The following is a 26,473-nucleotide window of genomic DNA, read 5'->3' on the forward strand; positions in this document are numbered from 1 at the left end:
AGATCGAGACAACAGGCACCGAAGGCCAGTTAGGGAATGAGTCAGGCCACCGGCCGAAACAGCACGACCCCATACTCACAGCCCATACTCACAGTTCGGGTAGTCGTCGCACACCTCGGCGACCATGCGCACCGCGCAGCGGCGGAGCTCAAGCGGGCACCGGAAGGTCGTGCCATGACTCGATCCTTTCATGAAATCGAGTCTCTGTTCGAACCAGGGCCGTTCGGCAGGCTTTGCGTGGAAAGAGCACCGGCAGCCGGGGTGCCCATCGCCGAGGGTGGGCTTCCAGGGTGAGCTGGTCCCGCCGTGGGGGCAGGCCAGGGAGCCGCAGAGCGCCAGGAGCTCCCGCTCAAGGAGTCAGAATCGTCCGGCCGGAGAACGCGGCCCGATACGCGGAGGGCGACACGTCGAGGATTCTCCGAAAATGCAGGCGGAGGTTGGATCCGGTTCCCAGCCCGACGCGCTCGGCGATCTGGTCGACCGGGAGCTTCGTGGTTTCCAGGAGCGCTCGGGCAGCGTCGACCCGAGCGCGCAGGACCCACTGCAGCGGCGTGTCGCCGGTCTCCTCGGCGAAGCGGCGCATAAAGGTGCGCAGCGACATCCGCGCGTGCTTCGCGAGATCGGTGACTGCGAGCGGTTCGTGGAGGCGCGTCAGCGCCCATTCCCGGGTCGCCGCGAGCGTATCGCCATGCGGTGCCGGGCTGCTGCGGGGAAGGTACTGAGCCTGGCCGCCGCTCCGATAGGGCGCCGTCACCAGACGGCGGGCGATGTCGTTCGCCACGCTCACGCCGAGGTCGCGCCGGACGATGTGAAGGCACAGGTCGATGCCCGCCGCGACACCGGCTGATGTGAGGACCGAACCCTCATCGACGAACAGAACATTGGGCTCCACCAGGATGTCCGGATGGCGCAGCGCCAGCATCTCCGCTGCGTCCCAATGCGTTGTCGCGCGCCGCCCTTCCAGCAGACCCGCGTCGGCCAGGGCGAACGCGCCGTAGCAGATCGATGCGATACGGGATCCTCTTGCATGCGCCCTCCGAAGCGCTTCGTGCACTGTGGCCGGGATCGGTCGGCCGACCGGCGCGTAGCCGGGGACGATGATGGTGTCCGCCCCGATCAGCGCGTCGAGACCCTGCGGCACCGCGTACCCGAAACCCTCACTGGACGGCACCGTTCCCGCAGCGACGCCGCACACTGTCAGCTCGTACGGGAGTCCGTCACGCGGATGGAACACCTGGGTCGGGATGCCGACGTCGAGCGGGAGCGCGCCGTCCAGCACAAGCACCGTCACCCGGTGTGAACTCATCGTCGTCCATCTCCACAGCTCGCGGCGATCAATCCCCAGTGGCACAATCCTCGCACATATTGGCATTCCTGCCACTAGAGGGTGTCGTCCAACCGCTCGACACTGAGTGGGCCGTCCAGTCGGGTTCGGTCCTACGTCGAGTGGATAGGGGTTCCATGCCGCGTCCAACGGTTCCGCCGGTCGTCGCCTTCGTCACATCGGCTATCGCGTTCATGGCAGTGATGGCCGCCGCGGGAGCACCGAGCGCCCTGCTGGTCGTCTACCAGCAGCACTGGCATTTCCCCGACAGCGAGCTGACGGTCGCGTTCGCGATCTACGCCTTCGCGCTCCTCCTCGCGCTCCTCGTCATCGGTTCCCTGTCGGATCGAATCGGTCGCCGTCCGGTACTCATCGCGGCCCTCGCACTCCAGGCGGTCGCGATGGCGGTGTTCCTGTTCGCCCCGGATATCGGCGTCATCATCGTCGCGAGGGCGCTGCAGGGCTTCGCGACGGGAGCGGCCACGAGCGCGTTCAGCGCCTACATCGCCGAGGTCGCACCAGCGGCGCAGAAGAAGGTCGCAGCACTGGTCGGGAGCATCGCATCCGTCGCCGGTCTCGGCATCGGTGTCGCCCTGACCGGCGTCGCCATCCAGTTCGCGGCAGCACCCGCCGCGGTCGTGTTCGGAGCCGGACTCGCGATCATCGTCATCGCCATCGTCGTCACAGCGGCCTCGCCTGAGACGGTCGGCAAGCGTCAAGGGATCGGCGATGCCCTCGTGTCACGCATCGGCGTTCCATCCGCGGCCCGGACCGCGTTCGCTCGCACTGCCCCAGGGATGATCGGGATCTGGATGTCGGCCGGGCTGATCCTCGGCCTCGGGGCGTCGATCGTCCATCAAGCCCTGCACATCACCAGCGGAGCCGCCCTCGGCCTGGTGGTCGCAGCCCAGCCCCTGGCCGCGGCCGTCTCCGCGCTCGTACTCGGCCCGCTGATGCCGCCCCGACGGTTCATGCTCGCCGGATATGCAGCGGTCCTCGCCGGTGTGTCGCTGGAGGCGTGCTCGTTCGCGGCGGGCCTCGCGTCGCTCATCATCTGCGGCGCGATCATCACCGGCCTCGGCTTCGGCGCCGTCTTTTCCAGTACGCTCGGGCTCCTTGTTCCGCTGACGCGAGCGCAGGAGCGCGCGAAGCTGTTCTCCGCCGTCTACGTCGTCGCTTATCTCGCGTATGGCATCCCTACCATCGTGGCCGGCTTCCTCAGTGACGCCATCGGTTTGGTGCCCGCAGCAATCATCTACGCCGCCGCAACACTCGCCATAACAGCCGCTGGACTGATCGTCTCGCTCACCCGGACGGGATCGATGCCGAGGGACGCTCTGCCCGGCGGCACGCAAGAAGCACGAGCGCACGACGTGCGAGCGTCCACATCAAGCGCGGCCTAGTGCAGCGCCGCATTGATCTTGCGAGGGTCTGTGGCTGCCGTCGGTCTCGGTCGGGCCGACGGCAGTGGCAGGTGGCGGGTCAGTTCTTGACCAGTACGGCGGCTAGGGCTGATAGCGCGGAGTTGACCTGGGCTGCGTCGAAGGGCGCGGGGTCGAACTGGTCGGCGGAGACCAGACCGAGCCATTCCAGGCGCTCTTCATGTTCTTCGTGCTGGGGGTCGGCGAGGATCTCGATGAGGTACTCGTAGCCCCAGATGCCGCCGCTGTCTTCGGGCGGGCAGGCCCGGCGGCCGGTGAGGCAGCGGGGGTAGGCAGCACCCGGCTCGGGCTCGGTGACGTGCTCGACGAGGATGTCGTGTTCCCAGTCGTCGCCGAAGTCGTAGGTGTAGCGCAGCCGGTCGCCGGTCCTGGGCGCCACCTGGTCGAGCCGCTTGGAGGCGGCACTACGGATGCCGAGCCCGGGGTCGGAAACGCCGTAGCGGTCGTGGCCGATCCCGAAGGCCCACATGTGGTGGTCCTCCCAGCCGAAGGCTGCCTGAATGATGCCGTGCGACGCCCGCACGGTGATGCCCGACGGCACTTCCAGGCGGCGCCGGACGGGAGGGCGGGAGTCTCGCAAGGTGACCTTGATCTTGTGGACGGTCCGGCTCGGTGCGGAGTGTGAACTCGGCTTGGAGCGCCTGGTGTTCGCCATGGCGGCCACCCTGCCGGCCTGCCGCCTTGCAGCAACAATGATCACCGCTCGGGGAGCCGAAAGGGTGGGGTCCCAGCGCTTCTTGTCGGTCGGCCCGTCGATCGCCGGCTTGAAGTTCGGGTACCAGTCCGCGGGGTCCCGCACACGCCTCGCGGCCGGGAAGTACACGCCGCGGATGCAGATCCGTTCGAGCCTGGGAATGCGGGCCGGCGTGTCAGCTGCGGTTTCGTCGCTCGATGTGGAAGTCGGCCATGGCATGTTACGGTACTGAGTACCACTTGGAACTTGATACCAAGGAGTGTGCCATGGATAGCCGGACCATCGTGTTGACCGGCGTGACCCGCGGTTTCGGCCGCGAGTCCGTCGAGTTGCTGATCCGGGAACGGCCACAGGACCACTACGTCGTCCTGGCTCGCCGCGGCGGCGAACGCCTCGCTGCGGAACTCGCCCAGGCCACCGGCGCTTCCGCGGTCACTGGCGTGGACTGTGACCTCGCTTCGCTCGCCGAGATCAGGCGGGCGGTGGAGGAGATTCTGCGTGGGCTCGACACCGGGTACCTGCCGCCGCTCGGCGGCTATCTCGGCAACGCCGGCCTGACGGTCACGACGACCGAGAAACGCACCACGGACGGGTACGAGATGACCTTCGGGGTCAATGTGCTGTCCCACTATCTGCTCGTCAGGGAGCTGCTGCCCCGGTTTACCGGTCCGGGCTGGATCGTGCTTACCTCGAGCGACTGCCACTTCGGGCAGTTCCGCTATACGCTCGGCGCCACGCCTCCGCCGCGCTGGGAGACGCCGGAACGACTGGCCACGCCTCGTGCCGGTGGCGCGCGGGAGGCCGGGCGGGCGTACGCGACCAGCAAACTCGGCGTCATCTACCTGACCCACGCGCTGGCCCGCCGCCTGCCCGAGAGCGTCGGCGTCTACTCCTACAACCCGGCGCTCGTCGCGGGCACCGATTTCTTCCGCCACGCCCCGGGGCCCGTGCGGGGCGTGCTCAACGGATTCTTCCAGCTTCAGCGATTCCTCGGCCGGGGCATGACGCCGCAGCAGGCGGGCGCGCGGCTCGCTGAGACGATCCTGACCGGGCTGACCGCCCGGACCGGGTCCTACCTCGATCGCGGCCGCAACATGCCGTCGTCGCCGGAGTCGCACGACGAGGCCCGCGAGGAGGAGCTGTGGCGCGAGGCCGCCCGCCTCGTCGACGCTGACCGCGGGGTGGAACGGGCGGATATCCTGGCCGAATGAGCGCGAGAAAGTTTCCGGTGGAGTCATTGCGGGACCGCAAACGCCGCCAGACCCGGGAACGGATCATCGAAACGGCCTTCGCGCTCTTCATGGAGCGGGGGTTCGATGTCGTCACCGTGGACGAGATCGCCCAGCGGGCCGAGATCGGCCGCACCACCTTCTTCCGCTACTTCGGCGACAAGCAGGAAGTCGTCTTCTCCACCGAGGACGACTTCCTGCGCGCGCTCACCGCGGCCATGCGCGATGCGCCCACCGAGCCGCTCCAGGATCTCGCGCAGGCACTGGCCACATCTCGGCGGCTGCTGCTCGTGATCTGCACCGAGGCCGCCCGCAACCCCGGCCACTACGCGGTTTACCACCGCCTGGTCAAGCAGCACCCCGAGCTCGAAGACCGCCACACCCGCAAGACCCGGCACTACGCCGACCTCCTCGAGAAACACCTGATCGACCACGGCACCCCGTCGGCCACCGCCGTCCTCGCCGCCCAGTTGACCGTCGCCTGCTACCAGGCGGCGTGGCGCCTCGGCAGCCACGACGCGACGGCGGTGCTCCGCGAGGCGAATGACGCCTTCGACCTCCTGCTGGGCGCCACCGCCGCATAACCGGCGGACTGGCCTTCGCCCGGCCGGGACATGCGCAACCTCGCAGCGGGCTCGACCACCAGTCCAGCACCCGGGAGTGCGCGTGCAGTGGCATTGGCGGACCGCCGGACGTGACCTGATAAGAGCCCGGCCCACACGCCCCATCGCAGTGTGTCCCCGGTGCTCCGTCGGTGCAGCGCCAGCCCCGCACAGCAGCACAACCGCCACCGGCCCCAGGGCGTCCTGGAAGGGGTGAGGCAGTCTCAAGATGCCGAATACCGGGTTCCGGGGCAGCACGGGCACCGGCATCGGCACTGAAGTTCTCGGGGTCATCGGCGATGGCATCGGCGATGAATACCTGACCTATCTGGGGCGCGAGAACCCGCAGCTGATCGAGTCTCAGAAGGCGGTCGCGGACAAGTCCAATGTGGACCCGTTGTACCAGCAGGCCCGTGTCGAGTGCGGCGGATACGACACCTGCGTCACGGACCGGGTCGCCCAGCTCCGGGCCCAGAAGAAGGCAACCCCCGCCACGACCAAGACGCGTACCGGGCAGCACAAGCAGCCTCAGAAGACGACGCAGACCTCGGACTACCGGGGCAAGGGAGGCGTCAGGGCCACGGCTGCCTGAGCCCGCAACCCGTCGAGTGGTCGTGCTCCCGGCGCTCGCCGCCGTACGTCATCTCGGAGACGTACGGCGGCGGCCGGAGACGTACACGGCCAGCCCGGCCGAGCTCGCCTCGCGCCGGCCGGCGGTCCGCGTAAGGCGGCCGACGGCGCTTCACCGTCTCATGGTGGCGTCTTTTCCCTGGTCACTGTCGTGTTAGTGGGATGTTAGTGGGGCGGTAGTGGTGCGGTAGTGGGCCCGGCCAGAGTTGTTGTCGTACCGAGCAGACGACGACACCGATCGCCCTTGGGGGACCCGGAATGCGCTCCAACACCACCGCCCGCAACGCCCGCCGCCGCTCCTTCCGCGTTGCCGCCGCGGTCCTGACCGCGGCCGCCGCGCTGACCCTGACGGCCTGCAACGGTGACGCGAAGTCCGCGGGCCCGGCCGAGACGGCCCCGGCCGGGTCCAGCAGCTCCTCGGGTTCCTCCGGCGGTGCGCAGGGTTCCGACACCAAGGACAAGGGGGGCTCGGAGGCGGGCGGCGGGCAGGACGCCACCGACGGTGCGGCGAAGGGCGGGGGCAAGAGCAAGTTCTGCCGCACGAGCGACCTGATCATGGAGGCTGTGGACAGCTCGCCCGACGAGAAGGTGGGTGAGGTCACCGTGCAGATGACCAACAAGGGCGCGAAGACCTGCTCGGCGACGGGCTTCGCGGGCGTAGACCTCAAGGACATCGACGGCACGTCCGCCCCTGTCGACCGCGGCGGTGAGCAACCCCGCATCACCGACCTGAAGCCCGGTGACACCGCCACCTTCAGCATCTCCTACGAGGTCGACTTCAGTGGCGACAGCCTCGCGTCCCCGACCAACATCATCGTGACGCCGCCGAACGAAACCCACAGCGTGACCCTGGAATGGCCCGCGGACGCACTGAAGCTGGCCGGCCCGTACGACGACAAGATCCAGGTCCACCCCGTCGGCATAGCCAACTGAGGGCCGGCGGGTCTTGGAGATGCCCGGTGTCACGGCGTGCGACGCATGTGACCCGCGAACCACGCAGCTGGCATCGACCCGGCGCCGCGTCGCTCCGGTCCGACCTGCGAGGAGTACCGCGGCGACTCCGAATCGGTGCCGCAGGGCTCGGTCGGCTATGGGTAGCCGCAGATCAGTGTGGGACAGACGAGCAGGACCCACTGGAGCATCAGGGCAGTAAAGCGGACGGGCCAGTAGCGGGCGTTCCCCGCGGGCAGGAGCAGGGCGATCAGTCCCAGAGCGGCGGATGCGCCGAAGATCGGCACGGCCCATTGCTCGTACTCGATCAGCCCGTAGTGGCACCCCGCGCCGGTGCATGTGTCGCGTTCCAGCTGCCGGACGCCCTGCGTGAGGTGCGCGATCAGCAGGGCGAGGGGGAGCAGAACCAGGCCAACGACGGCGAACTTCCGCGCGGCGGGGCCGGCATCGTGGAACGGGGATTCCGCTGCGGCGGAGGCTTGATCCCCCGGAGATGCTGGGGAAGTGGTCATGCCATCATCCCACTCCACCAGGTCGGATACCGCATGAGCGCTCGTACTCAGATACGCGCCCACTGGGGCGTTTCACCGCCCCCACACTGTCCGCCAGTGCCCGATGGCGGGCACCGTGGTCGATGGCCCTCGTTCGGTAGCCGGCGGCGGGCAGAAGATCAGGTAGAGCAGTCGCAGACCCACAATCAGCGATCATGCCCATACGTGGACCATCGCAAAGCCCCAGGTCAACGACCATACGGCAATAAAGACACTGCGCTTGCCGGGTATGTCATCCGCCCTGGTCAAAGGCCTGTACCGGGCACCACGGTCGTTGGTCTCGGTCGCTCGAGTCGGTGCTCTCGCGTAGCCGGTGGTCCACGCGTCATGATGATCGATCGTGCTGCTGCGACTGGCCTATCTCGGTGTGACGAACGCGTTCGCGGTGCTTCGCCTGCTGCCGATGACCGACCGGGACAAGGATGCGGAGATCCTCGCCCTGCGCCACCGGATCACCGTGCTGGAACGCCAACTCGCCAAGGACAACGTCCGGTTCACGTCCAGCGATCGGGCGTACCTGGCGGCGCTGCTGCACCGGCTGCCCCTGCACGTCCCGCGAAGATTACGGCTGCTCGTACGCCCCGACACGGGACTGCGTTGACACCGCAACCGCGTCGCACGCCGCCATGCCACCTCCTACCGGCTCAAACGCCCGGGACGACCACGCACCGTGCGCTCGATCCGCATCCTGGTGCTGCGCCGGGCGAAGGAGAACCCGAGCTGCCTCGTCATGGACCTCGAAGACCTCGGCTGCCGAGCACGGTCCATGATCCGGGACAGAGACGGGAAGTTCCCCGCCCTCTTCGATGCCGTCCTCAGGACACGGGGATCGAAATCGTCCTCAGCGGCATCCAGATGCCAAGGATGAACTCGACAGAAGGATTTCGGGCATGCAGCCCGCCGACGATCCGAGATTACGTCAGCGCGTGAGCCGACACCGTCGCGTGGCATCGGATGTCGTCCGCGGCGAAGGCCCCTTGGACGGTGATGTCACCCGCCTCGAAGCCACGGTGGCCGTCGGGGAGCGTGTACTGCAGCCGCTCCAGCGGGACCGAGAACGACACCGGGCGAGTTTCATCGGCAGTGGGCCGGACACGCGTGAAGTCGAGCAGCTGACGCACCAGGCGGACGATGGCGGCATCCTCGTCACGGACGTAGAGCTGGACCACGGTCTCACCCTCGAACCGACCGGTGTTTCGGACCAGAAAATGAGCCGTGATCATGTCCTGCTCGACTACTGGTGCCGGACGGGTCTCATCGAAGCACAGCGCGAACTGTGTGTAGGACAGTCCGTGGCCGAAGGCGTACAGCGGTCCGTGGTCCGCCGCCAGATCGTTGTAGTGCGAGTGCGGCCCGGTGGGATGGTCGTAGCCGCTGCCGAAGTGGTGGCCGTGGTGCTGCGGTACCTGCCCGATGGCGCGGGGGAAGGTGCTGGGCAGCTTGCCGCTGGGGTTGATCACGCCGTAGAGGGTCTGGACGATGGCACGTGGTCCCTCCTCCCCCAGCAGCGGGGACAGCAGTATGGCGTTCGACTGCCGTGCCACCTGTTCCAGGAGCAGCGGCCGGCCCGAGATCACCACCGTGATCAAGGGTTTGCCGGTGCCGGCGAGCAGTTCCACCAGTCGCTCCTGGTCGCCCGGGAGTGCGGGGTGGGCCGTGGACTGGTTCTCCCCGGCGGTGTTGTTGCCCAGCCATCCGGTGCGCTCACCGAGCACCGCGACCACCACGTCGGCGCCGGCCACCGCGTCGGCGACCGCGTCGGGGGTCAGCGAAGCCGGGTCGGCCTGGAATCCGCCGAGCGGCACATGGCGGATCGAGTTGTCCTGTCCCCGCAGGGCCTCGATCACGGTCGCCATGTTCGGGTGGAGCGAGCGCGTCGTCTCCTCGAAGTGCGGCTCGATGCCGGGCATCGTCACGTTGAAGACGTCCGTGAAGAGCAGCGAGGACGGATCGACCCCCGGCACCTGGCCGGTGATCAGGGCCTGCGTGCCCAGAAGCATCTCCCGGCTCGCGGCCGAGGTGTAGGCACCGAAGTGGATGCGCAGTTCGTCCGCGGCGGGGCCGAGGACGACCATTTGCTGTGCTTGCGGGGTGAGCGGGAGCGTTCCGTCGTTGGACAGCAGAACACCGGCGCGGTCGGCGATCTCCCGGCGCAGGGCCGCGCCCTGTGCCGGATCGGGGGCAGCGACGGGCGGCGGCGGACCGAACGCGGGGATAAGCCCCACGCGCGCTTTGACGCGAAGGACACGGAGCACGGCCTGGTCGACGAGCTTCTCGTCCAGCCGTCCGGACTCCACCTCGGCGACGAGGTGATCGTAGATCTTGCCGTGGGGTAGGTCGACGTCCATCCCCGTGGTCAGCGCCTGGGCGGCTGCCTGCCCGGAGGTGGTGGCGGTGTGGAAGACCTGGACCAGCATGGGCAGTGCGTCGTAGTCGCTCACCACAAGTCCGTCGAAGCCGAGCTCGCCGCGCAGCAGGTCGTTGAAGAGCCATCGGTTGGCGACGGCCGGGATGCCGTCGATCTCGTTGTAGGAGTTCATGATCACGCCCAGCCCGGACTCGGCGATCGCGCGCCGGAACGGGAGGGCGTACTCGTCGGTCAGCGCGCGGCGGCCCAGCTGGGTGACGGCCCGGCCGGGTACGGAGCCGCAGGCGTGCATGAACCCGTTGACCGCCTCATTGTGGATCAGCGCTCCGATCCCGAACGGCGTCACCTCCCGTACCGCCTCCTGGAGGTCGGCGAACCCGGTTCGCAGACCGTCCGCGTGGTGGCCGAGGAACCAGGCCATCGAGAGGTGGCCCACGCCGTGCGGCCGCAGCTCGGCCAGTTTGCTCAGATCGGGCTCCGGGCCCCGGCCGGCCGGGAGGGACTTCTTTCGGTCGGTGAGGTTCATGACGCTCAAACCGCACAGCTGGGCGACCTTCTGCTCCAGTGTCAGCCGGGAGGCCAGTTTCGCGACCGAGTCGTCGCTGTGGGAGGCGGACACGTGTACTCCTTGGTGCGGATGTGTGCCGCGCGGTCAGGACGGAACGTTGCGGCCGGTTGCCTGGAAACGGCCCGGGCCCGCTTCCAGCCTTCTGCCATCGGGGAGGATGACGGTGGCGGTGGCGGTTGGTGGTATATCAACGTCGATGTGCAGGTTCTCGCCCTCCAGTCGCCATTCGACGGCGATGGTGCCCTGTGGGCTGTCGAACGTGCCGCGTGCCCAGCGGATCAAGGAGTGGGCTACCGGTGCGACGACGAAGGACTCCCAGGCCACGGAACCCTCGGCCTGCCGCAGCCCGAGGGTGTGGGTGTGCAGGAAGTTGATGACCGCGCCCTTGCTGTAGTGGTTGAGCGAGGCGTGCGCGTCGCCGTTGTCGTCGACGCCGTCCCACTCCTCCCAGATCGTGGTGGCCCCACGGTCGAGCATGCCGAGCCAGGACGGCGAGGTGCGCTGGAGCAGGACCTCGTAGGCAAGGTCGGCGTGGCCGGAGTCGGCGAGGACGGGCAGCAGGTCGGCGGTGGAGAGGAAGCCGGTGCCCAGGTGCGTTCCGGCCTCGCGGATCAGCGTGGCCAGGCGGGCGGCGGCCGCGTCGCGCAGCTTCTCGGGTGCCAGTCCGAACGCGAGGGCGCGGACGTAACTCGCCTGGGTGTCGACGGTGGTGCGGCCGGTGTCGTCGAGGAACTCCGCACGCCAGGCGTCCTTGATCCGTTCCGCGAGGTGTGCGTACCGGGCGGCCTCGTCGCTGCGGCCCAGGACTCGGGCGATCGTGGCGAGGGTGGCGGTCGAGCGGAACAGGAACGCCGTGCCGACCTCGCCCTTGTCGGTCGCCATCCATCCGTCGGGGTCGCCTTGCGCCGGTTCGACGAGCGAGCCGTCCTCAGTGCGGGGCTTCGGCTCGGCCCACTCGCCCCAGTGGAAGGAGCCGTCCCAGACGAACTCCTCATGGGGCAGTGGTTCGGCGGAGCGTGCCACCCGGGAGGGGTGGCGTGCGGTGCGGGCGGTGGCGAGCGCCCATTCGACCCAGCGGACCATGGCGTCCCAGTTCCCGCTGAGCACCTGGCGGTCGCCGTAGGTCTCGTACAGCGCCCATGGCACCAGCACGATGGCGTCGCCCCAGCCGGCGGAGCCCGTCATCATGTCCAACCGCTGATCGCCGCGCAGCTTGATACGGCGTCCGTCCGGGGAGAAGTTGGCGATTCGTCCGTCGTCGAGCTGGTCGTCGCGCACCGAGCGCAGCCACTTGCGGCTGAACCCGGACACGTCGTAGAGGCGGACGGCGCTGGGGAGGAAAACCTGGTAGTCGCCGGTCCAGCCGATGCGCTCGCGGGTGGGGCAGTCGGTGGGCACGTCGACGGCGTTGCCGCGGAAGCTCCAGCGGGCCACCTCGTGCAGGCGGTTGAGGTCCTGGTGGGAGCAGGCGAAGGTGCCGGTGGGCCGCAGGTCGGTGTGGACCACCCGCATGGTGAGGCTCGACGCGCCCAGCGGGACGTCACCGCGCTCCAGGCGGGCGTAGCGGAATCCGTGCACGGTGTGGCGGGGCTCGAAGACCTCGCCGACCGCTCCGGAGGAGACGGCCTCGTCGTGCTGGACGAACACGGTCACCGGGTCACCCGGGCGCTGACAGTCGAGGTGGGAGGTGGTCAGGTCTCCGGTTGAGGGGTCGAGGTGCTCGCCGTAGTCGATCACGGTGCGGGTGCCGGCCGGGCCCAGGTCGGTGAGGGCGATCCAGCCGGAGGCGTTCTGGCCGAAGTCGGCGATCCAGGCGCCGTTCGGCAGCCGGGTGAGGGAGGCGGGGAGGTCTTCGACACGTCGTACGGGCGGGGCCGGGGACCAGTCGATCGCGGGCGCGGTGACGGCGTCGGCGAGGACCGGCCGCTCCGGGCCTCGGGCCGCAAGGAAGTCGGTGATCTGGCCGTCCATCAGGTCGGCCCGGGTGGTGGCGCTCGGGGCGGAGGTCCAGCGCTCGTCGGTGATGACGACCTGTCGCGTCCCATCGGCGTGTTCCAGATGCAGTTCCAGCCGGGCGGCAAGGAGTTCGCCCCAGCCTGCCGGTTTACGGAAGGCGCCGACCTGGCCGCGGTACCAGCCGTCGGACAGGACGATCTCGATGGTGTTGGTGCCGGGGCGGACGGACGAGGTGACGTCGGCGGCCTGGGCGTACAAGCTGCGGTCGTAGGAGGTCGATCCGGGCGAGAGTTCGACGGTGCCGGCGCGTTCGCCGTTCACGAACGCCTCGTACACGCCCAGGGCCGTGGCGTACAGACGGGCGCGGACCACGTCCGAGGTGTGGAACGAGCCACGCAGGACGTGCGCCGGGCGCGTTCCGGGCGCGAGGTGCGCGGCCTGCGGGTCGTCGGCGGGGGTGATCCAGGACGCGGTCCAGTCTGCGTCGAGCAGCCCGACCTCGAAGGCATGCCAGACGCTCCATGCGGACACCTCCGTGGCGGCGCGGGATCGCACGCGCCAGCGCACCCGTTCACCACTGCGCAGCGCGCGCACCGGCCAGTCGACGAACAAGTGGCCGACTGCACGGGCGCTGTACTCCGGATCTCCGTGGATATGGATCTGCAGCTCGTATCCGTCCGGCGCCGCAGCGGTCCGGGGAGGTTTCCAGGAGAGGCGAGGGCGGCTGCCGCCGACCGGAATCCCGTCGCCCCCATAGTCGATCGCAAGGTCGTACGGAACGTTGGGGGCCATGAGCACTCTCTCCTCCGGCTTCCGGGCGAGTCAGGGGGCTTGGGGACATGAGGGTCAGCCGCCGTTGGGCGGCCGGGTGTAGGTGGTGCCGTCGATCTCGGTGGTGAGGGTGCCGTCTGCCTGGAAGTCGTTGTTGAACCACACGGCCGGGCCGAGGGTGAAGCCGTCGGGGCCGGTGCGCTTGGTGCCGGTGTGCCGGCCGGACAGTGTCAGATCCTCGGTCCAGGTGACGCAGGCGAGGGCGGTGGCTGTCCCGGGTGTGCAGCCGAGTGTCGTGTTGGAGACGCGCTCCACCTTTTCGGAGCCGTTGATGATGTTCGTGCCGTCGACGCTGTAGTTGCTGTAGTCGACGGCGATGCTGAGGCTCTGGGTGCCGGCGCTGTTGTTGGTGATCCGTACGGTGGCCGAGCCCTGTGCACGCCCGGGCAGGGTGCAGGTGCCGGCGGGCACCGGCTTCGCCTGTTCCGGAGTCGTGTCCGGGTCGTACGGCAGACCCCAGGTCTTGTCGGAGACCGGCGCAGGGGACACGGCCGTGCTGGGCTCGAGGTCCGGGAAGCGGGCGATCATCAGCCGGCTGTTGCGTCCCCCTGGTTCTGTCGAGTCGGCACAGCGGTGCGGCGTCGGGTTGGCGCCGCAGGCCAGGTTCTCGGCGTAGACCACGGCGGTGCTGTCGGCGAGCCACACCGGGTCCGCGGCGGCGTTCCAGTGCGGGTCGTTCCCAGTGTTGATCTGGAAGCCGCGGCTGGCCCGTACGTCGACGAGCCACGGTGAGAAGAAGCGGCGGTTGCCGTTGCGGTGGACAGCTGAGCGGTGATCGGGGATGGGTGCAGACCCCGTTGTCCGGAACGGTCGGCGGCACCGGCAGTTCCTTGATGTCGACCCGCGGTTGGTTCGCACCCGCCGCCTCTGTGACCGTGGACGCCTGGGCGGCAGCCGGGGCTTGGGCGCCGGGCAGGGCTGCGGCGAGCGCCGGTACGGCGGCCGCGGTGCCTCTCGCGAGGATGGAACGCACACTCCGAACTCTCGTGATCATTGCAGCTTCCTCACTGGTGGCTTGCCTGGTCACTTGAGCGCTCCTGCTGACAGACCGCTGATGATGTGGCGCTGCGCGATCGCGTAGAAGACGACGATCGGCAGCACCGCGATGAGCGAGGCGGCGAGCAGGATCTGTTGTTGCGGGGATTCCGCGGAGACGAAGTTGGTGAGCCCGCGTTGTACGGGCATCAGCGAGCTGTCGTTGAACAGCACCAGGCCCATGAGGTACTCGTTCCAGACCTGCATGGCCTGGATGACGGCCACCGCGATCAGGCCCGGCCGGGCCAGCGGGAGGATGATCCGCCAGAAGGTGCCGAGCAGGGAGGCGCCGTCGATGGCGGCGGCCTCCTCCAGTTCCTTGGGCTGGCTGGCGAAGAACCCGCGCATGATCAGGATGGAGATCGGCAGCCCGCCGGCGATGAGCACGAGGATGTAGCCGATGCGGGTGTTGGCAAGCCCGAGCGTGATCAGCAGCTTGTACTGGGCGATGAACGAGGCCGGCAGCGGGATGATCATGATGACGAGAATGGCGGCCACGATGGCGCCTCGTCCGGGGAACTCGATGCGGGCCAGGGCGTATCCGGCCAGGCTCGCGATGATCAGGATCCCGACGACCGCGGCCGTCGTGTAGAGAAGGCTGTTGGGCAGGTACTGGCTGAAGCCGCCCTCGTTCCACGCGGTGGCGAAGTTGCCCCACTCGAAGGGGTGCGGGACGGGGTCGGTCCCCTTGTACAACTGCTCGGCGTTCTGCAGGGAACCGCTCAGCACCCACAGGACCGGCACCAGTGCTTCGAGCGCTCCGGCGATCAGCAGGGCGTACAGGCCCATACGCGGCAGGCGGCTGCCGCGGCGTCGTGGGCTCGGTACCGGCTTCGGCACCGACGACGTATCGGACCCCCGTGCCGGGTCAAGAAGCGTGTTCACCGTCAACGTCCCTTCTCCGTGCTGGACTCGGTGGATCCGCCGAGCCTGCGGGAGACCCACAGCTGGACGCAGGCGAGGACGACCAGGCACAGCCCGAAGATGACGGACATCGCGGCTGCGCGGCCGTACTCGCTGTACTGGAAGGCCTGTTGATAGATGTGCAGGGTGGGGACCTCGGTGTGGCCGGCGGGGCCGCCGTTGGTCAGGACCTGGACGGTGCCGAAGATCTGCAGGCCGCTCAGCAGGGTCAGCACGCTGACGATGCCGGTGACATGCGACATGCCGGGCCAGGTGACGTAGCGGAACTGGGCCCATCCGCGGGCTCCGTCCAGTGACGAGGCCTCGTACAGCTCCTTGGGTACGTCCTGCCGGCCGGCGAGAAAGAGGATGAAGCCGAATCCCCAGTGGTACCAGACGAACACAGCGGCAACCGCGATCACGGCCGTCTTGGGGTCCCCCAGCCAGTTGTGCTGAAGACCGTCGAGGCCGACAGCCTTCAGCATCTGGTTGACGACCCCGATGTTCGGGTCGAGGAACCACGAGAACATCACGCCCACCACCACCGTGGAGAACACGCCGGGCAAGTAGTAGACGGTGCGGAAGAACGCGGACCCGCGGCGGGCCCGGTGCACGGCCAGCGCCATGACCATCGACACCGCGTTGGCGACGATCAGTCCGACCACGCCGTAGAAGACGGCGTTCTTCATCGAACCCCAGAACTGGGTGTCGTGCAGAACATAGCGGTAGTTGTCGAGCCCGACGTACGGCGTGTCCAGGCTCACCCCGTCCCAGGTCTGGAAGCTCAGAAGAATGCCCTGCCCGAACGGGACCACCGTGAACACGGCGATCATGGCCAGCGCCGGCGCCAGGAACAGCCAGGCGGCCAGCACGCGACTGCGGCGCCGCACTACGCGCTCTTCTGTGCAGCGTCAAGATCGCCGAGGACCTGGTCGACCGTGCGTTCCTTGAGGACGAGTGCCTGAGTGCCCTTCTGCAGGGCGGTGTTGACCTGCTCCAGAATCTGGTTCTGGACGAGTTGGATGTCCGAGATCTTCGCGGCGATGCCGGTCAGCTGCTTGGGGATGTTCTTCTCGGACACGGCGCGCGCGGAGGGGATCAGCGGGACCCCCTTGGCCCAGGCCTGCTGCTGGTCAGGCGCCGTCAGCCACCGGAGGAACTTCAGCGCCTTGGCCGCTTTCTTGCTCCGGGGGTTGACCGCGGCGCCCTTGGCGGCGCCGCCGACCATGCGCGGGGCCTGTGTGCCGTCATCGGCCTTGGGGAACGGGAAGGAGCGGAAGTCCGTGAAGTCCGGGGCGGTCGCACGGGCCACGCCGACGGCCGAGGTGCCGTCGAAGATGGTCGCGACGCCCTGGGTGTTGAAGAAGGCCTTCTCCACCGTGGGGTTGTCGGTGTTGCCGCTCGGCAGCGACCCGGTGGCGATCACGCCGGCGTCCCGCAGGTCGACCACGAGCTGCAGGGTCTTGCGCCAGCCCTCGCTCTTCCAGCTGTTATCGCCGACGAAGGTGGCGTTCAGCTCATCGTCGGTCATGTAGTTGGACGCGTACGACTGGATCACCTGGTTGGAGAGGCTGGTCGCGAACCAGAAGGGGCCCTTCCCGGACTTCTTGATCTTCCGCAGCTGATCGATGAACTCGCTCATGGAGGCGGGCGCCTTGTCCGGGTCAAGGCCGACGGCCTTGTACATCGCGGCGTTGACGAAGATCCCCAGGGCCGGGGTCTCCCAGTGGGCGCTGTAGATCCCCGGCTTCACATGCTGCGGATTGTCCGCCCCGAACGTCGTCGTCTTGAGCGTGGCGGGCCGGAAGGTGTCACCCCAGCCGCCCTTCATCCGGTCGGTCAGGTCCATGGCCCAGCCGGCCTTGTAGTACGGCGCCATGGAGTGGCCGTCGACCACCGAGTACATGTCCGGCATGTTGCGAGACTGGGAGCTCGACTGGAGCTTGGTCAGGAAGTCGGTGGGGCCGACGTCGTCGATCCTGATCTTCACCCCGGACTGCTTCGTGTACTGCTCGGCCAGTGCCTTCAGCGTCGCGGCCTGGCCGCGGGACTGGTTCATGAACACGACCTCCGAGCCGCCCGAGCCGCCCGAGCCGCCGGAACCGCAGGCCGCCAGGGACGTAGTGGCGAGACCGGTGCCGATGGCTCCCAGGAGGAAGCCGCGTCGGGAGGGTCCCGTGGTGGTGGCGGTCGGACCTGTCGAACCTGCCGTGTGGAATCGCGTCATCTCGGGTCTGCCCCTTTGGGTGAGTGGCGAAGACGTCGCGCGAGGAGCCGCCAGGCATGGAGGACCGAGAAGTTTGGCCCCTGCTGCTCGAAAGTAATTTCTGTCGGTCGCGCTGGCGGTGAACGTTAAGCGGGTGTCACGTGTCCGTCAATCCTTACCGCACGGTGAATTTTCGCGCATCGACGGTCTTGATCTAGAGGTATTTCGAAAATAGTTTCGGTGCTACGGTGCTGCGCAGCGCGGGCCGCTGACCCGCCGCCCTGTCCTGGGAGAGCTATGGCATCCGACCCCCAACGCGTCACCCTTGCGAAGGTCGCCCAGACCGCCGGCGTATCCGTGGCCACCGTCTCCAAGGTCATCAACGGCCGCCCCGACGTGGCCCAGCAGACGCGCGACAAGGTTCTGGACCTGTTGCGGCACTACAACTACGGCGGATACCGGGACGATCTGCGCTCGCACCCCACCGTGGAGCTGTTCTTCGGGTTCGAGCGGCTGAGCATCTACCACACCGAGATCATTCAGAGCGTGGTGGACGCGGGAGCCCGTGAGGGCATCGCCGTGGTGGTGGGCAGGCGCGGCGACCACGACCCGACGGCCGATCCCGCCGCCTGGGCCCGCGACCTGGCCGCCGCCGGACGGCGCGCCGTCATCGCGGTCACGGCGAACACCTTGTCGCCGGCGATCCACGAAGCCCTGAACCGGGTCCGAATGCCGCTGGTACTGCTCGACCCGGAGTCACTGCCCGACGACTCGATCGTCAGCGTCGGTGCGACCAACTTCTCCGGCGGCCACGCCGCGGCCGCGCATCTGCTCTCCCTCGGCCACCGCCGTATCGCCTACCTCGGCGGCACGGAGCACGCCTGGTCCAACCAGGCCCGGCTGCACGGGTTCCGCAGTGCGGTGGAGGCAGTCGGCGCACGGGTGCCGGGCGAACTGGTCCGCCATGCCGGCACGTTCCACGCCGCCGAGGGCATCGAGCACGGCGGACACCTGCTGGCCGTGGACCCGGCGCCCACCGCGGTGTTCGCCGCCTCCGACGAACTGGCCGCCGGGGTCATCGAAGCCGCCCGGCTACGCGGCCTGCGCGTACCCGACGACCTGAGCATCATCGGCTTCGACAACACCCCGCTGGCCCAGGTGACCTCCCCGCCGCTGACCACCATCCACGGCCCCGTTCACGAGATGGGCGCCGTGGCCCTGCGCACCGCCCTTCAGCTGGCGGCCGGGGAGAAGATCGACTCCCACCACGTCGAGCTGGCCACGCAGTTGGTCGTGCGGGAGTCCACCCGGCCCCCGCGCGACTGATACCGGCAGCCACCCCGGCCTCCCCGAGCGCTGTGCCGCCCGCTGCCGGGGCGCCACCGTCCCCATCCCGCCGCCTTCAACCGGGCCCCAGTCGCCCGCCGCCCGCACACCACCGACCCGAAGTCAGGCAATGTTCCAGCAGCCCCAGCGGAGCCTGCTCGGCGTCCCCCACCGGGGCTGGGCGCCCTGGGACGTACGGATCGTCGTCACCGCCGACGACGCGGCGTCGGCAGCCCGAGAACGCGACCGCGGGTGCTTCCCAACTGCCCGGCCGTCCGCGTACGCCTCGGCCCCGCCACCGATCACTGTCCACCACCGCACCGCGAAGGATCAACCCGCGTTGACCACGACACCTGCGGCTCCCCGCTCCCACGGCACGATCCCGAACCCGCTGCTGAGGATCTCCGGCACCGGTCTGACCACCCATGACGGGACCCCAGTCCGGCTCCGCGGCGCCGGGCTCGGCGGCTGGATGAACATGGAGAACTTCATCACCGGCTATCCGGGCAATGAGGACGCCATGCGTTCAGCCGTACGGAAGGTCCTCGGCGAGCGCCGCTACGAGCTGTTCTTCGACCGGCTGCTGAGCGTCTTCTTCGCCGACGCCGACGCCGCGCTGCTCGCGTCCAAGGGCCTCAACTGCCTGCGCCTGCCGGTGAACTACCGTCACTTCGAGGACGACGCCCGCCCGTTCGAGATACGCGAGGAGGGCTTCACCCACCTCGACCGAGTGGTGGAACTCTGCGGTCGACACGGCATCTACACCATCATCGACCTGCACTCCCTGCCCGGCGCCCAGAACCACCAGTGGCACTCGGACAACCCCACGCACCTTCCGTCCTTCTGGACACACCCGCACTTCCAGGACCGGGTGGTACACCTGTGGGAAGTCATCGCGGACCGTTACAAGGACAACCCGTGGGTGGCCGGCTACAACCCGGTCAACGAGCCCGCCGACGAGTCCGGGCGGGTGCTGCCCGCCTTCTACGACCGCCTCGCGACCGCGATTCGCTCGGTCGACCCGCGCCACATCCTCTTCCTCGACGGCAACCACTACTCCACCGAGTTCGACATCTTCGGTGACCCCATCGAGAACGCCGTCTACACCTGCCACGACTACGCACGCGCCGGTTTCGCCCGCAGCACCGGCTACCCCGGTCACACCGACGGCGTCTGGATCGACAAGGAACAGGTCGAGGAAGCCTTCCTGCGCCGCACCGCGTACATGCGCAGAACCGGCACCCCGATCTGGGTCGGCGAGTTCGGCCCCGTGTACACCGGCGACCCCGTGCGGGACGAGCAGTGCGGCCGGCTGCTCGCCGACCAGCTGGAGATCTACCGTCGTCACGAGGCGAACTGGACCATCTGGACCTACAAGGACGTCGGTCTACAGGGGCTTGTCCATCTCACCCCGGACAGCGCCTACGACCGGCATTTCGCCGCGTTCATGGCGAAGAAGCACCGCCTGGGCGCGGAGGCCTGGGGCTCCCCGGGCGGCGCTGCCCGCGAGCTGGTCAGGCCGCTCGAACAAATCCTCGCGGACGAATTCCCGGGCTTCGTCGCACAGCCGTTCAGCACCCGCCAGTGGCTCGACGTCCTCATCCGGCACATCATGCTGGGCCAGCCGCTGGTCCAGGAGTACGCCGAGCTCTTCCGGGGCCTCGGCGACGACGACGTACTCGCCCTGGCCGACTCCTTCGCACTGGACCAGTGCGTACAACGCGACCGGCATCTGGACATGCTCGCGAACGGATGACGGACCGCTCCAACCGTGTGTATCAGCGGAGGCGCTGCCTATCAGCTCCACCTTCCCTCCCTCTGCGGAGAGTTCAGAACCAGAACCGACGCACCCGAAGGAAAGCCATGTTCCAGCCTCCTCAGCGCGTCCTGTTCGGCGCCGCCTACTACCACGAGTACCAGCCCTACGAACGGCTCGAGGACGACCTCGACCTCATGGCCGAGGCCCGCTTCACCGTCATCCGCGTCGGCGAGTCGGTGTGGTCGACCTGGGAACCCGACAACGGGCGCTTCGACCTCGACTGGCTCCAGCCGGTCCTCGACGGCGCGCACGCACGCGGCATCGCCGTGATCCTCGGCACCCCGACCTACGCCATACCCCCGTGGCTCGCCCGCCAGTACCCCGAGATCGCCGGCGAACGCGGCACCGGACACCGCATCCCCTGGGGCTCCCGCCAGGAAGTGGACTACACCCACCCGGCCTTCCGCTTCCACGCCGAACGCGTCATCCGCAAAGTCGTCGCCCGGTACGCCGACCACCCGTCCGTCATCGGATTCCAGGTCGACAACGAGCCCGGCCTGGAGCTGTTCCACAACCACGGAGTGTTTCAGCGCTTCGTCGACCACCTGCGCCACACCTACGGCGACGTGGACACCCTCAACCGCGAGTGGGGCCTGACCTATTGGTCGCACCGGCTGTCGACCTGGGCCGACCTGTGGACACCCGACGGCAACACCCAGCCGCAGTACGACCTGGCCTGGCGACGCTTCCAGGCCCGCCTGACCACCGAGTTCATCGACTGGCAGGCCGGCATCGTCCGCGAGTACGCGAGCCCCGACCAGTTCGTCACCACCTGCATCGCCTACGACCGCCCGGCAGTAGAGGACGACGCACTCACCCGCAACCTCGACGTCACCGCCGGCAACCCCTACTACGCGATGCAGGACTCCCTCGCGCTGCCGGACACCCGCCCCTCGCACCAGAGCACGATCTCCAACGACGGAACCTGGGCCCTCTACCGCATCGCCGACCGTATCTACGCCTCCCGGCAGGAACCGTTCCTGGTCACCGAGACCAACGCCCAGACCATCGGCAGCTCCTCGCGCAACAAACCCGCCTACGACGGGCAATGGCGGCAGGCCGCCTGGGCACTCATCTCCCGGGGCGCCTCAATGATCGAGTACTGGCACTGGCACACCCTGCACTACGGCACCGAGACCTACGTGGGCGGCATCCTCCCGCACAGCGGCCGACCGGGACGGATATACCGCGAACTCGCCGCTCTTGGCGCCGAGTTGGAAACAGCAGGCGAGCTGGTCGCCTCCCTCACCCCGGACGCGGACGTCGTCTTCCTGTATTCGCTGCCCAGCAAATGGGCGCTGGAGGCCAAGCCGTCACTGGCCAAGCCGGACGGCTCGCCGGACGAGCGCTCCTACGCAACCATCTTCGACGCCTTCTACCGCGGCGCGTTCGACGCGGGCCTGCAAGCACGCCTGATCCATCCCGACCAGTTGGAGACCGTGGACCTGCCGCCACTGCTCGTCGTCCCGGCGTTCTATGCCGCGGACGATGCCACGCTGGACCGGCTTCTCGCCTACGCGGAGTCCGGCGGGCATCTGGTGATCGGCCCGCGCACCGGCTACGCGGACCTCGAAGCCCGGGCCCGCACCGACATCCAGCCGGGCCGCCTCGCCACAGCCGCCGGAGTCTCCTACGACGAGTTCAGCAATCTGGACACGGCGGTGCAGGTGCGGGGCAGTGCCGCGCTCGTGCTGCCGCCCGCGGCCCAGGCCCTGCACTGGGCAGAAGGACTCATCCCGGACGGGGCGGAGGTGCTGGCCACCTACGACGACCCGCACCTCGGGCACTGGCCCGCCGCCACGACCCGCCGGCACGGCACCGGCCGCATCACCTACGTCGGCACGGTGCCCGACCATGCGTTCGGCGAGGCCCTGTTCCGCTGGACCGCCCCGGCTGAGGCAGGGGGCCGCCCCCACCCGAGCGTCACAGCGACCTCGGCCACCGCCCGTGACGGCCGTCGGGTCCGCTTCCTGCACAACTGGTCGTGGAACCCGGTGTCCGTTTCGATGCCGACCGCCGCGGAAGACGTCCTCACGCACACCGCCTACGAGGTCGGCCAGTCGGTCGACCTCGGTCCATGGGACGTAAAGGTGCTCATAGAACGCGGCTGATCCGGCAGGTCCGGGGGCTGGGAACAGCTGAACAGCCCCCGGACCGGTATGCGAACCGAGCGTCGTCCTGTGCCTCGATGATCCGACGTCACCCTGTACCGGCGCTGCCCTTACGCGCGACTGCCACACACCTCAGGAGACCCAACGATGCGCTCTTCCCGGCGCGTGCTCTGCAATCCCCTCGACCTCGCCTACCGCTACCAGGACATCCGCGCCACCGGCAGCGCCGACGGCATGAACAACAGTGAGCCACGGCGGTCCGTCCACCGGGAGGCGGCGGATCCCTCCGTCGTGCTGTACCGGGATCGCTTCTACATGTTCGTCTCGATGTCGGCGGGCTTCTGGCACTCGGAGGATCTGCTGCGGTGGGAGTACCGCCCGACCTCCAAACTGCCCGCCCTCGACTACGCACCGGATGTCCGGGAGGTCGACGGAGCCCTGTACATCAGCGCGTCGCGGAAGACGGACAACTGCCCCTTCTTCCGCAGCGTGGACCCGCTGGCCGACGACTTCGTCGAGGTCACGCCGGGGACCTTCCCCTTCTGGGACCCGAATCTGTTCCAGGACGACGACGGCGACGTCTATCTCTACTGGGGATGTGACAACAACACGCCCCTCTACGGGGCGCGGCTCTCGGGCACCTTCGAGCAGATCGGCGAACCGACGCCCCTGATCCGGGCTGATGTCGCAACCCACGGCTGGGAACAGGTCGGTGAGGACTACATCGGCACGTCGGCGCAGCCCGACCAGGCGGCAGTCCTCTCCCGTCTCCAGGGCAAGCCCTATATCGAGGGCGCGTGGATGACCAAGCACGACGGCATGTACTACCTCCAGTACGCGGCGCCCGCGACGCAACTCAACACCTACGCCGACGGCTACTACACGGCCCCATCCCCGCTGGGCCCGTTCGAGTACTCGCTCGACAGCCCGTTCTCGTCGAAGCCGGGCGGTTTCATCACCGGGGCAGGTCACGGAAGCACATTCCAGGACCGTCATGGAAACTGGTGGCACGCGTCGACCATGCGTATCTCGGTGAACGACGACTTCGAGCGGCGCGTCGGAATCTTCCCCGCCGGATTCGACCAGGACGGCGTCCTCTTCTGTAACCAGAACTTCGCCGACTACCCCTTCGTCGTCCCGGACGGGCCGTTCGACCCGTGGACGCCCCCGCCCTGGATGCTGCTGTCCTACAAAGCACACACCACCGCCTCGTCCTCCGCCCCCGGCCACACCCCCACGTCGGCGGCCGACGAGGACATCCGCACCTGGTGGGCAGCCGGGGGGCGCGAACCCGGCGAGTCACTGACCGTCGACCTCGGAACGAGCAAGACGGTGCACGCGGTACAGATCAACCTGGCGGATCACGAGCTGGGCGACATAGCGCCACAGACCGCCGAAGGAGCCGACTGGAACCCCCACATCTGGCGCGGCATCTTCCCCGCCCATGAACCGGCGGAGACCGTGGTGGAGATCTCGCCGGACGGCCGGCAGTGGACCGTCCTGCGCGACTCCCGGGAAACGAACACCGATGCCCCGCACGCATTCATGGTGCTGGATACGCCGCTGCGCGCCCGGTTCGTCCGGGTCACCGGCGGCCGCATGCCGTTCGACGGCGTCTTCGCGGTCAGCGGTGTACGGGTCTTCGGCACAGGTGACGGCGCGGCTCCGCGCTCGGTTCGCGCTCAGGCCCGCCGTGTCGACGGCCGCACCGCCAGGGTGGAGTGGGACGCCGCCACCGAGGCCACCGGCTACAACATCCGCTACGGCCGCCATCCACAGAAGCTCTACCACAGCTGGCAGGTCCACGAGCGGACCTCACTCGACCTGCGCTCGCTCAACGCCGACGCAGAGTACTGGGTAGCGGTGGACGCGTTCGGCGAAGGAGGCATCACACCCGGGGAACCGGTACCGGTGACGTGACCGCAGGCCCTGGAGGCGGAAGTCACATTCTCCAGCCCCACCTGAGATCTCGGCTGGAACACCATCGCGTCTCGCCGGCCGGGCCGCACCGTACGAGCCTCAACGGCACCCCGCAACGTCCTGCACGGTCCCTGCCCTCCGACTGAAAGGTCCGCTCCATGGCTCCCCATACCAAGGCCACAGCGCGCATCCGTCACGACGAGCACTGCGCTCGGTGGGATGTGTTCGAGATCGAACTCGACGGGCCCTCGCACGGCAACCCGTTCACCGATGTCGACCTCGGCGCGACCTTCAGCGACGGCCGGCGTGAGCAGCGTGCGGGCGGCTTCTACGACGGAGACGGAAAGTACCTGATCCGGTTCATGCCCGATGCCGAGGGCCCCTGGACCTTCGTCACGTCCTCCACGGCACGGTCGCTCGACGGGATCGCGGGCCGTTTCCTGGCCGGGCCCGCCGCACCGGAACACCACGGTCCGGTCCGGGTGGCCGACCGCCATCACTTCGCGTACGCCGACGGCACGCGATACCTGCCGATCGGCACCACCGCGTACGCCTGGACGCACCAGGTGGAACGCCTGCGGGCCGCCACCCGACGTACGCTGGCGTCCAGTTGCTTCAACAAGATCCGTATGTGCCTGCTGCCCAAGTCGTACGCGTACAACACCGACGAGCCGGAGCTATACCCTTTCCCCGGCTCCCCGACGGACAGTTGGGACACCACCCGGTTCGACCCCCGGTTCTTCCGACGCTTCGAGGACGAGGTGCGCGCGCTGCGGGAGCTGGGGATCGAGGCGGACGTCATCCTCTTCCACCCGTACGACCGGTGGGGCTTCGCCGAGCTGGGCCGCGAGGCCGACGACCGGCTGACACGCTACGCCGTGCGCCGGCTGTCGGCGCTGTCCAACGTCTGGTGGTCAATGGCGAACGAGTACGACCTGGTCCGGGCCAAGACCGAGGCCGACTGGGAGCGCCTCGCCGGCATCGTGGCCGAGGAAGACCCGTTCGGCCACCTGGCCTCCATCCACAACTGCTTTTCCTTCTACGACCACACGACACCTTGGATCACGCACTGCAGCATCCAGCGCGTCGACGTGTACCGCACTGCGGAGAACACGGACACCTGGCGAGAGCTGTGGGGCAAGCCCGTCGTGATCGACGAGTGCGGGTACGAGGGCGACATCGACCAGGGTTGGGGCAACCTCACGAGTGAGGAACTGGTGCGGCGCTGCTGGGAGGGCGCGGTCCGCGGCGGGTACGTGCAGCACGGTGAGACCTACCTCAACGACGCCGAGGAGCTGTGGTGGTCCAAGGGCGGCCGGCTGACGGGCACCAGCCCCGAACGCATAGCGTTCCTTCACGGTGTCATCCGCGATTCCCCCACCGGGGTCCTCGACCCGCTCCCCTCCGACTGGGACGCCCCGCGCGGCGGGATCCAGGGCACGTATGAAGTCATCTACTTCGGCCTCAGTCGCCCTCGTTTCCGGAATATCAGCGTGCCCGCCGACGAGCGCTTCGCGATCGACGTGATCGACACATGGGCCATGACGGTCGACCGTGTCGGCATAACGACAGGCAGCTGCGTCCGCGTGGAGCTGCCGGGCCGTCCCTACATGGCTGTGCGCCTGTCCCGCCTGCCCGACCAAACCGAGGCGGGGACACATGCGTCGGTGCTGACCTGACCCTGAGCCTGCCGAAAATGTCATCCTCCCTGGTAGGAGGCGGTGCGCGCGGTGTACCGGAGGTCGACCGGCGAAGTCGCCAGAACGGCGCTCTCGCGAGGCTGGCGCTCACCGCGGCAAGATGACCGACCGTGCTGCTGCGACTGGCAAGCTCTCCGCAGGCCAGAAGGCCGTCAACCGCGCTCACGCGAAGGTCCGCGCGCTCGGCGAGCAAGCCATGGTGACCCTCAAGACCTGGCGGTTCCTGCGCAAACTCCGGTGCAGCAACACCCGCATCACCGACCTGGTCAAGGCCGTCCTCACCTTGGAGCTGACCGCCGCAGCCTGA

General features: G+C 68.5%; 20 protein-coding genes and 2 pseudogenes. 13 read left to right on the top strand and 9 right to left on the bottom strand.

The genetic code is table 11. From position 1 onward, the window contains the following. Nucleotides 1-349: 349 nt before the first annotated feature. Nucleotides 350-1,306, bottom strand: a complete 957-nt coding sequence (locus ACZ4WQ_RS12255) for a GlxA family transcriptional regulator (protein WP_398372479.1) — start codon at nt 1,304-1,306, stop codon at nt 350-352. Between the two features lie 155 nt (nt 1,307-1,461). Between ACZ4WQ_RS12255 and ACZ4WQ_RS12260 the strand changes: the two genes are divergently transcribed. Further along, nucleotides 1,462-2,727 carry an MFS transporter gene (locus tag ACZ4WQ_RS12260; protein WP_398372477.1) on the top strand — a complete coding sequence of 422 codons (1,266 nt, stop codon included), beginning with the start codon at nt 1,462-1,464 and terminating at the stop codon, nt 2,725-2,727. Nucleotides 2,728-2,806: 79 nt separating this feature from the next. Here ACZ4WQ_RS12260 and ACZ4WQ_RS12265 read toward each other — a convergent pair whose 3' ends face one another. Beyond that, a complete protein-coding gene (locus tag ACZ4WQ_RS12265; RefSeq protein ID WP_398372474.1) occupies nt 2,807-3,421 on the bottom strand; it encodes a plasmid pRiA4b ORF-3 family protein in 615 nt (204 codons plus the stop codon). On the opposite strand from ACZ4WQ_RS12265, the gene ACZ4WQ_RS12270 reads away from it, so the two are divergent. The 5 genes from ACZ4WQ_RS12270 to ACZ4WQ_RS12290 all read left to right on the top strand — a co-directional run bounded on the left by ACZ4WQ_RS12270 (nt 3,420) and on the right by ACZ4WQ_RS12290 (nt 6,854). After that, nucleotides 3,420-3,692 carry a hypothetical protein gene (locus ACZ4WQ_RS12270; protein ID WP_398372472.1) on the top strand — a complete coding sequence of 91 codons (273 nt, stop codon included), beginning with the start codon at nt 3,420-3,422 and terminating at the stop codon, nt 3,690-3,692. The two genes, ACZ4WQ_RS12265 and ACZ4WQ_RS12270, sit on opposite strands and share 2 nt — an antisense overlap. A gap of 7 nt (nt 3,693-3,699) precedes the next feature. After that, entirely contained in the window at nt 3,700-4,671 is a 972-nt protein-coding gene (locus ACZ4WQ_RS12275) for an SDR family NAD(P)-dependent oxidoreductase (protein WP_398372470.1), read from the top strand. Beyond that, nucleotides 4,668-5,273 (top strand): TetR/AcrR family transcriptional regulator, encoded by a 606-nt coding sequence (locus ACZ4WQ_RS12280; RefSeq protein WP_311721427.1) that lies wholly within the window; start codon nt 4,668-4,670, stop codon nt 5,271-5,273. The genes ACZ4WQ_RS12275 and ACZ4WQ_RS12280 overlap by 4 nt, the downstream gene beginning before the upstream one ends. A 247-nt stretch (nt 5,274-5,520) precedes the next feature. Then, entirely contained in the window at nt 5,521-5,883 is a 363-nt protein-coding gene (locus ACZ4WQ_RS12285; RefSeq protein ID WP_398372467.1) for a hypothetical protein, read from the top strand. Nucleotides 5,884-6,179: 296 nt separating this feature from the next. Continuing rightward, nucleotides 6,180-6,854, top strand: a complete 675-nt coding sequence (locus tag ACZ4WQ_RS12290) for a DUF4232 domain-containing protein (protein WP_398372465.1) — start codon at nt 6,180-6,182, stop codon at nt 6,852-6,854. Nucleotides 6,855-7,009: 155 nt separating this feature from the next. Here the strand turns inward: ACZ4WQ_RS12290 and ACZ4WQ_RS12295 are convergent, their stop codons facing one another. Then, nucleotides 7,010-7,384 carry a hypothetical protein gene (locus ACZ4WQ_RS12295; RefSeq protein WP_385339724.1) on the bottom strand — a complete coding sequence of 125 codons (375 nt, stop codon included), beginning with the start codon at nt 7,382-7,384 and terminating at the stop codon, nt 7,010-7,012. 379 nt (nt 7,385-7,763) lie between these two features. On the opposite strand from ACZ4WQ_RS12295, the pseudogene ACZ4WQ_RS12300 reads away from it, so the two are divergent. Further along, nucleotides 7,764-8,296, top strand: a pseudogene (locus ACZ4WQ_RS12300) (hypothetical protein); the annotation flags it as partial. A gap of 41 nt (nt 8,297-8,337) precedes the next feature. Here ACZ4WQ_RS12300 and ACZ4WQ_RS12305 read toward each other — a convergent pair. The 6 genes from ACZ4WQ_RS12305 to ACZ4WQ_RS12330 all read right to left on the bottom strand — a co-directional run bounded on the left by ACZ4WQ_RS12305 (nt 8,338) and on the right by ACZ4WQ_RS12330 (nt 17,311). Then, on the bottom strand, nt 8,338-10,410 hold the full coding sequence (locus ACZ4WQ_RS12305; protein WP_398372462.1) for a glycoside hydrolase family 3 C-terminal domain-containing protein: 2,073 nt from the start codon (nt 10,408-10,410) through the stop codon (nt 8,338-8,340). 33 nt (nt 10,411-10,443) lie between these two features. Further along, the gene (locus tag ACZ4WQ_RS12310) at nt 10,444-13,107 is read right to left on the bottom strand and encodes a family 78 glycoside hydrolase catalytic domain (RefSeq protein ID WP_398372460.1); all 2,664 of its coding nucleotides are present in this window, start codon (nt 13,105-13,107) and stop codon (nt 10,444-10,446) included. Between the two features lie 54 nt (nt 13,108-13,161). Further along, complete coding sequence (locus ACZ4WQ_RS12315) at nt 13,162-14,004, bottom strand: hypothetical protein (RefSeq protein WP_398372458.1); 843 nt, start codon at nt 14,002-14,004, stop codon at nt 13,162-13,164. Nucleotides 14,005-14,169: 165 nt separating this feature from the next. Next, nucleotides 14,170-14,970, bottom strand: a complete 801-nt coding sequence (locus ACZ4WQ_RS12320) for a carbohydrate ABC transporter permease (protein ID WP_311721411.1) — start codon at nt 14,968-14,970, stop codon at nt 14,170-14,172. Nucleotides 14,971-15,068: 98 nt separating this feature from the next. Next, complete coding sequence (locus ACZ4WQ_RS12325) at nt 15,069-15,974, bottom strand: carbohydrate ABC transporter permease (RefSeq protein WP_385339737.1); 906 nt, start codon at nt 15,972-15,974, stop codon at nt 15,069-15,071. After that, nucleotides 15,974-17,311, bottom strand: a complete 1,338-nt coding sequence (locus tag ACZ4WQ_RS12330; RefSeq protein ID WP_398372455.1) for an ABC transporter substrate-binding protein — start codon at nt 17,309-17,311, stop codon at nt 15,974-15,976. Before ACZ4WQ_RS12330 ends, ACZ4WQ_RS12325 begins: the two co-directional genes overlap by 1 nt. Nucleotides 17,312-17,587: 276 nt before the next feature. Between ACZ4WQ_RS12330 and ACZ4WQ_RS12335 the strand changes: the two genes are divergently transcribed. From ACZ4WQ_RS12335 to ACZ4WQ_RS12360, 6 genes and pseudogenes are all read left to right on the top strand, one after another. After that, a complete protein-coding gene (locus ACZ4WQ_RS12335) occupies nt 17,588-18,616 on the top strand; it encodes a LacI family DNA-binding transcriptional regulator (protein ID WP_385339743.1) in 1,029 nt (342 codons plus the stop codon). Between the two features lie 340 nt (nt 18,617-18,956). Beyond that, on the top strand, nt 18,957-20,372 hold the full coding sequence (locus tag ACZ4WQ_RS12340) for a glycoside hydrolase family 5 protein (protein ID WP_398372452.1): 1,416 nt from the start codon (nt 18,957-18,959) through the stop codon (nt 20,370-20,372). Nucleotides 20,373-20,479: 107 nt separating this feature from the next. Further along, nucleotides 20,480-22,546, top strand: coding sequence for a beta-galactosidase (locus ACZ4WQ_RS12345; protein ID WP_398372450.1), 2,067 nt, complete (start codon nt 20,480-20,482; stop codon nt 22,544-22,546). A 147-nt stretch (nt 22,547-22,693) separates the two neighbouring features. After that, a complete protein-coding gene (locus ACZ4WQ_RS12350; protein ID WP_398372448.1) occupies nt 22,694-24,466 on the top strand; it encodes a family 43 glycosylhydrolase in 1,773 nt (590 codons plus the stop codon). Nucleotides 24,467-24,624: 158 nt separating this feature from the next. Continuing rightward, the gene (locus ACZ4WQ_RS12355; RefSeq protein ID WP_398372446.1) at nt 24,625-26,145 is read left to right on the top strand and encodes a DUF5605 domain-containing protein; all 1,521 of its coding nucleotides are present in this window, start codon (nt 24,625-24,627) and stop codon (nt 26,143-26,145) included. A gap of 151 nt (nt 26,146-26,296) precedes the next feature. Further along, nucleotides 26,297-26,473 (top strand): annotated as a pseudogene (locus ACZ4WQ_RS12360) (transposase family protein); the annotation flags it as partial.

This window comes from Streptomyces sp. NPDC028305 (genome assembly GCF_055569495.1).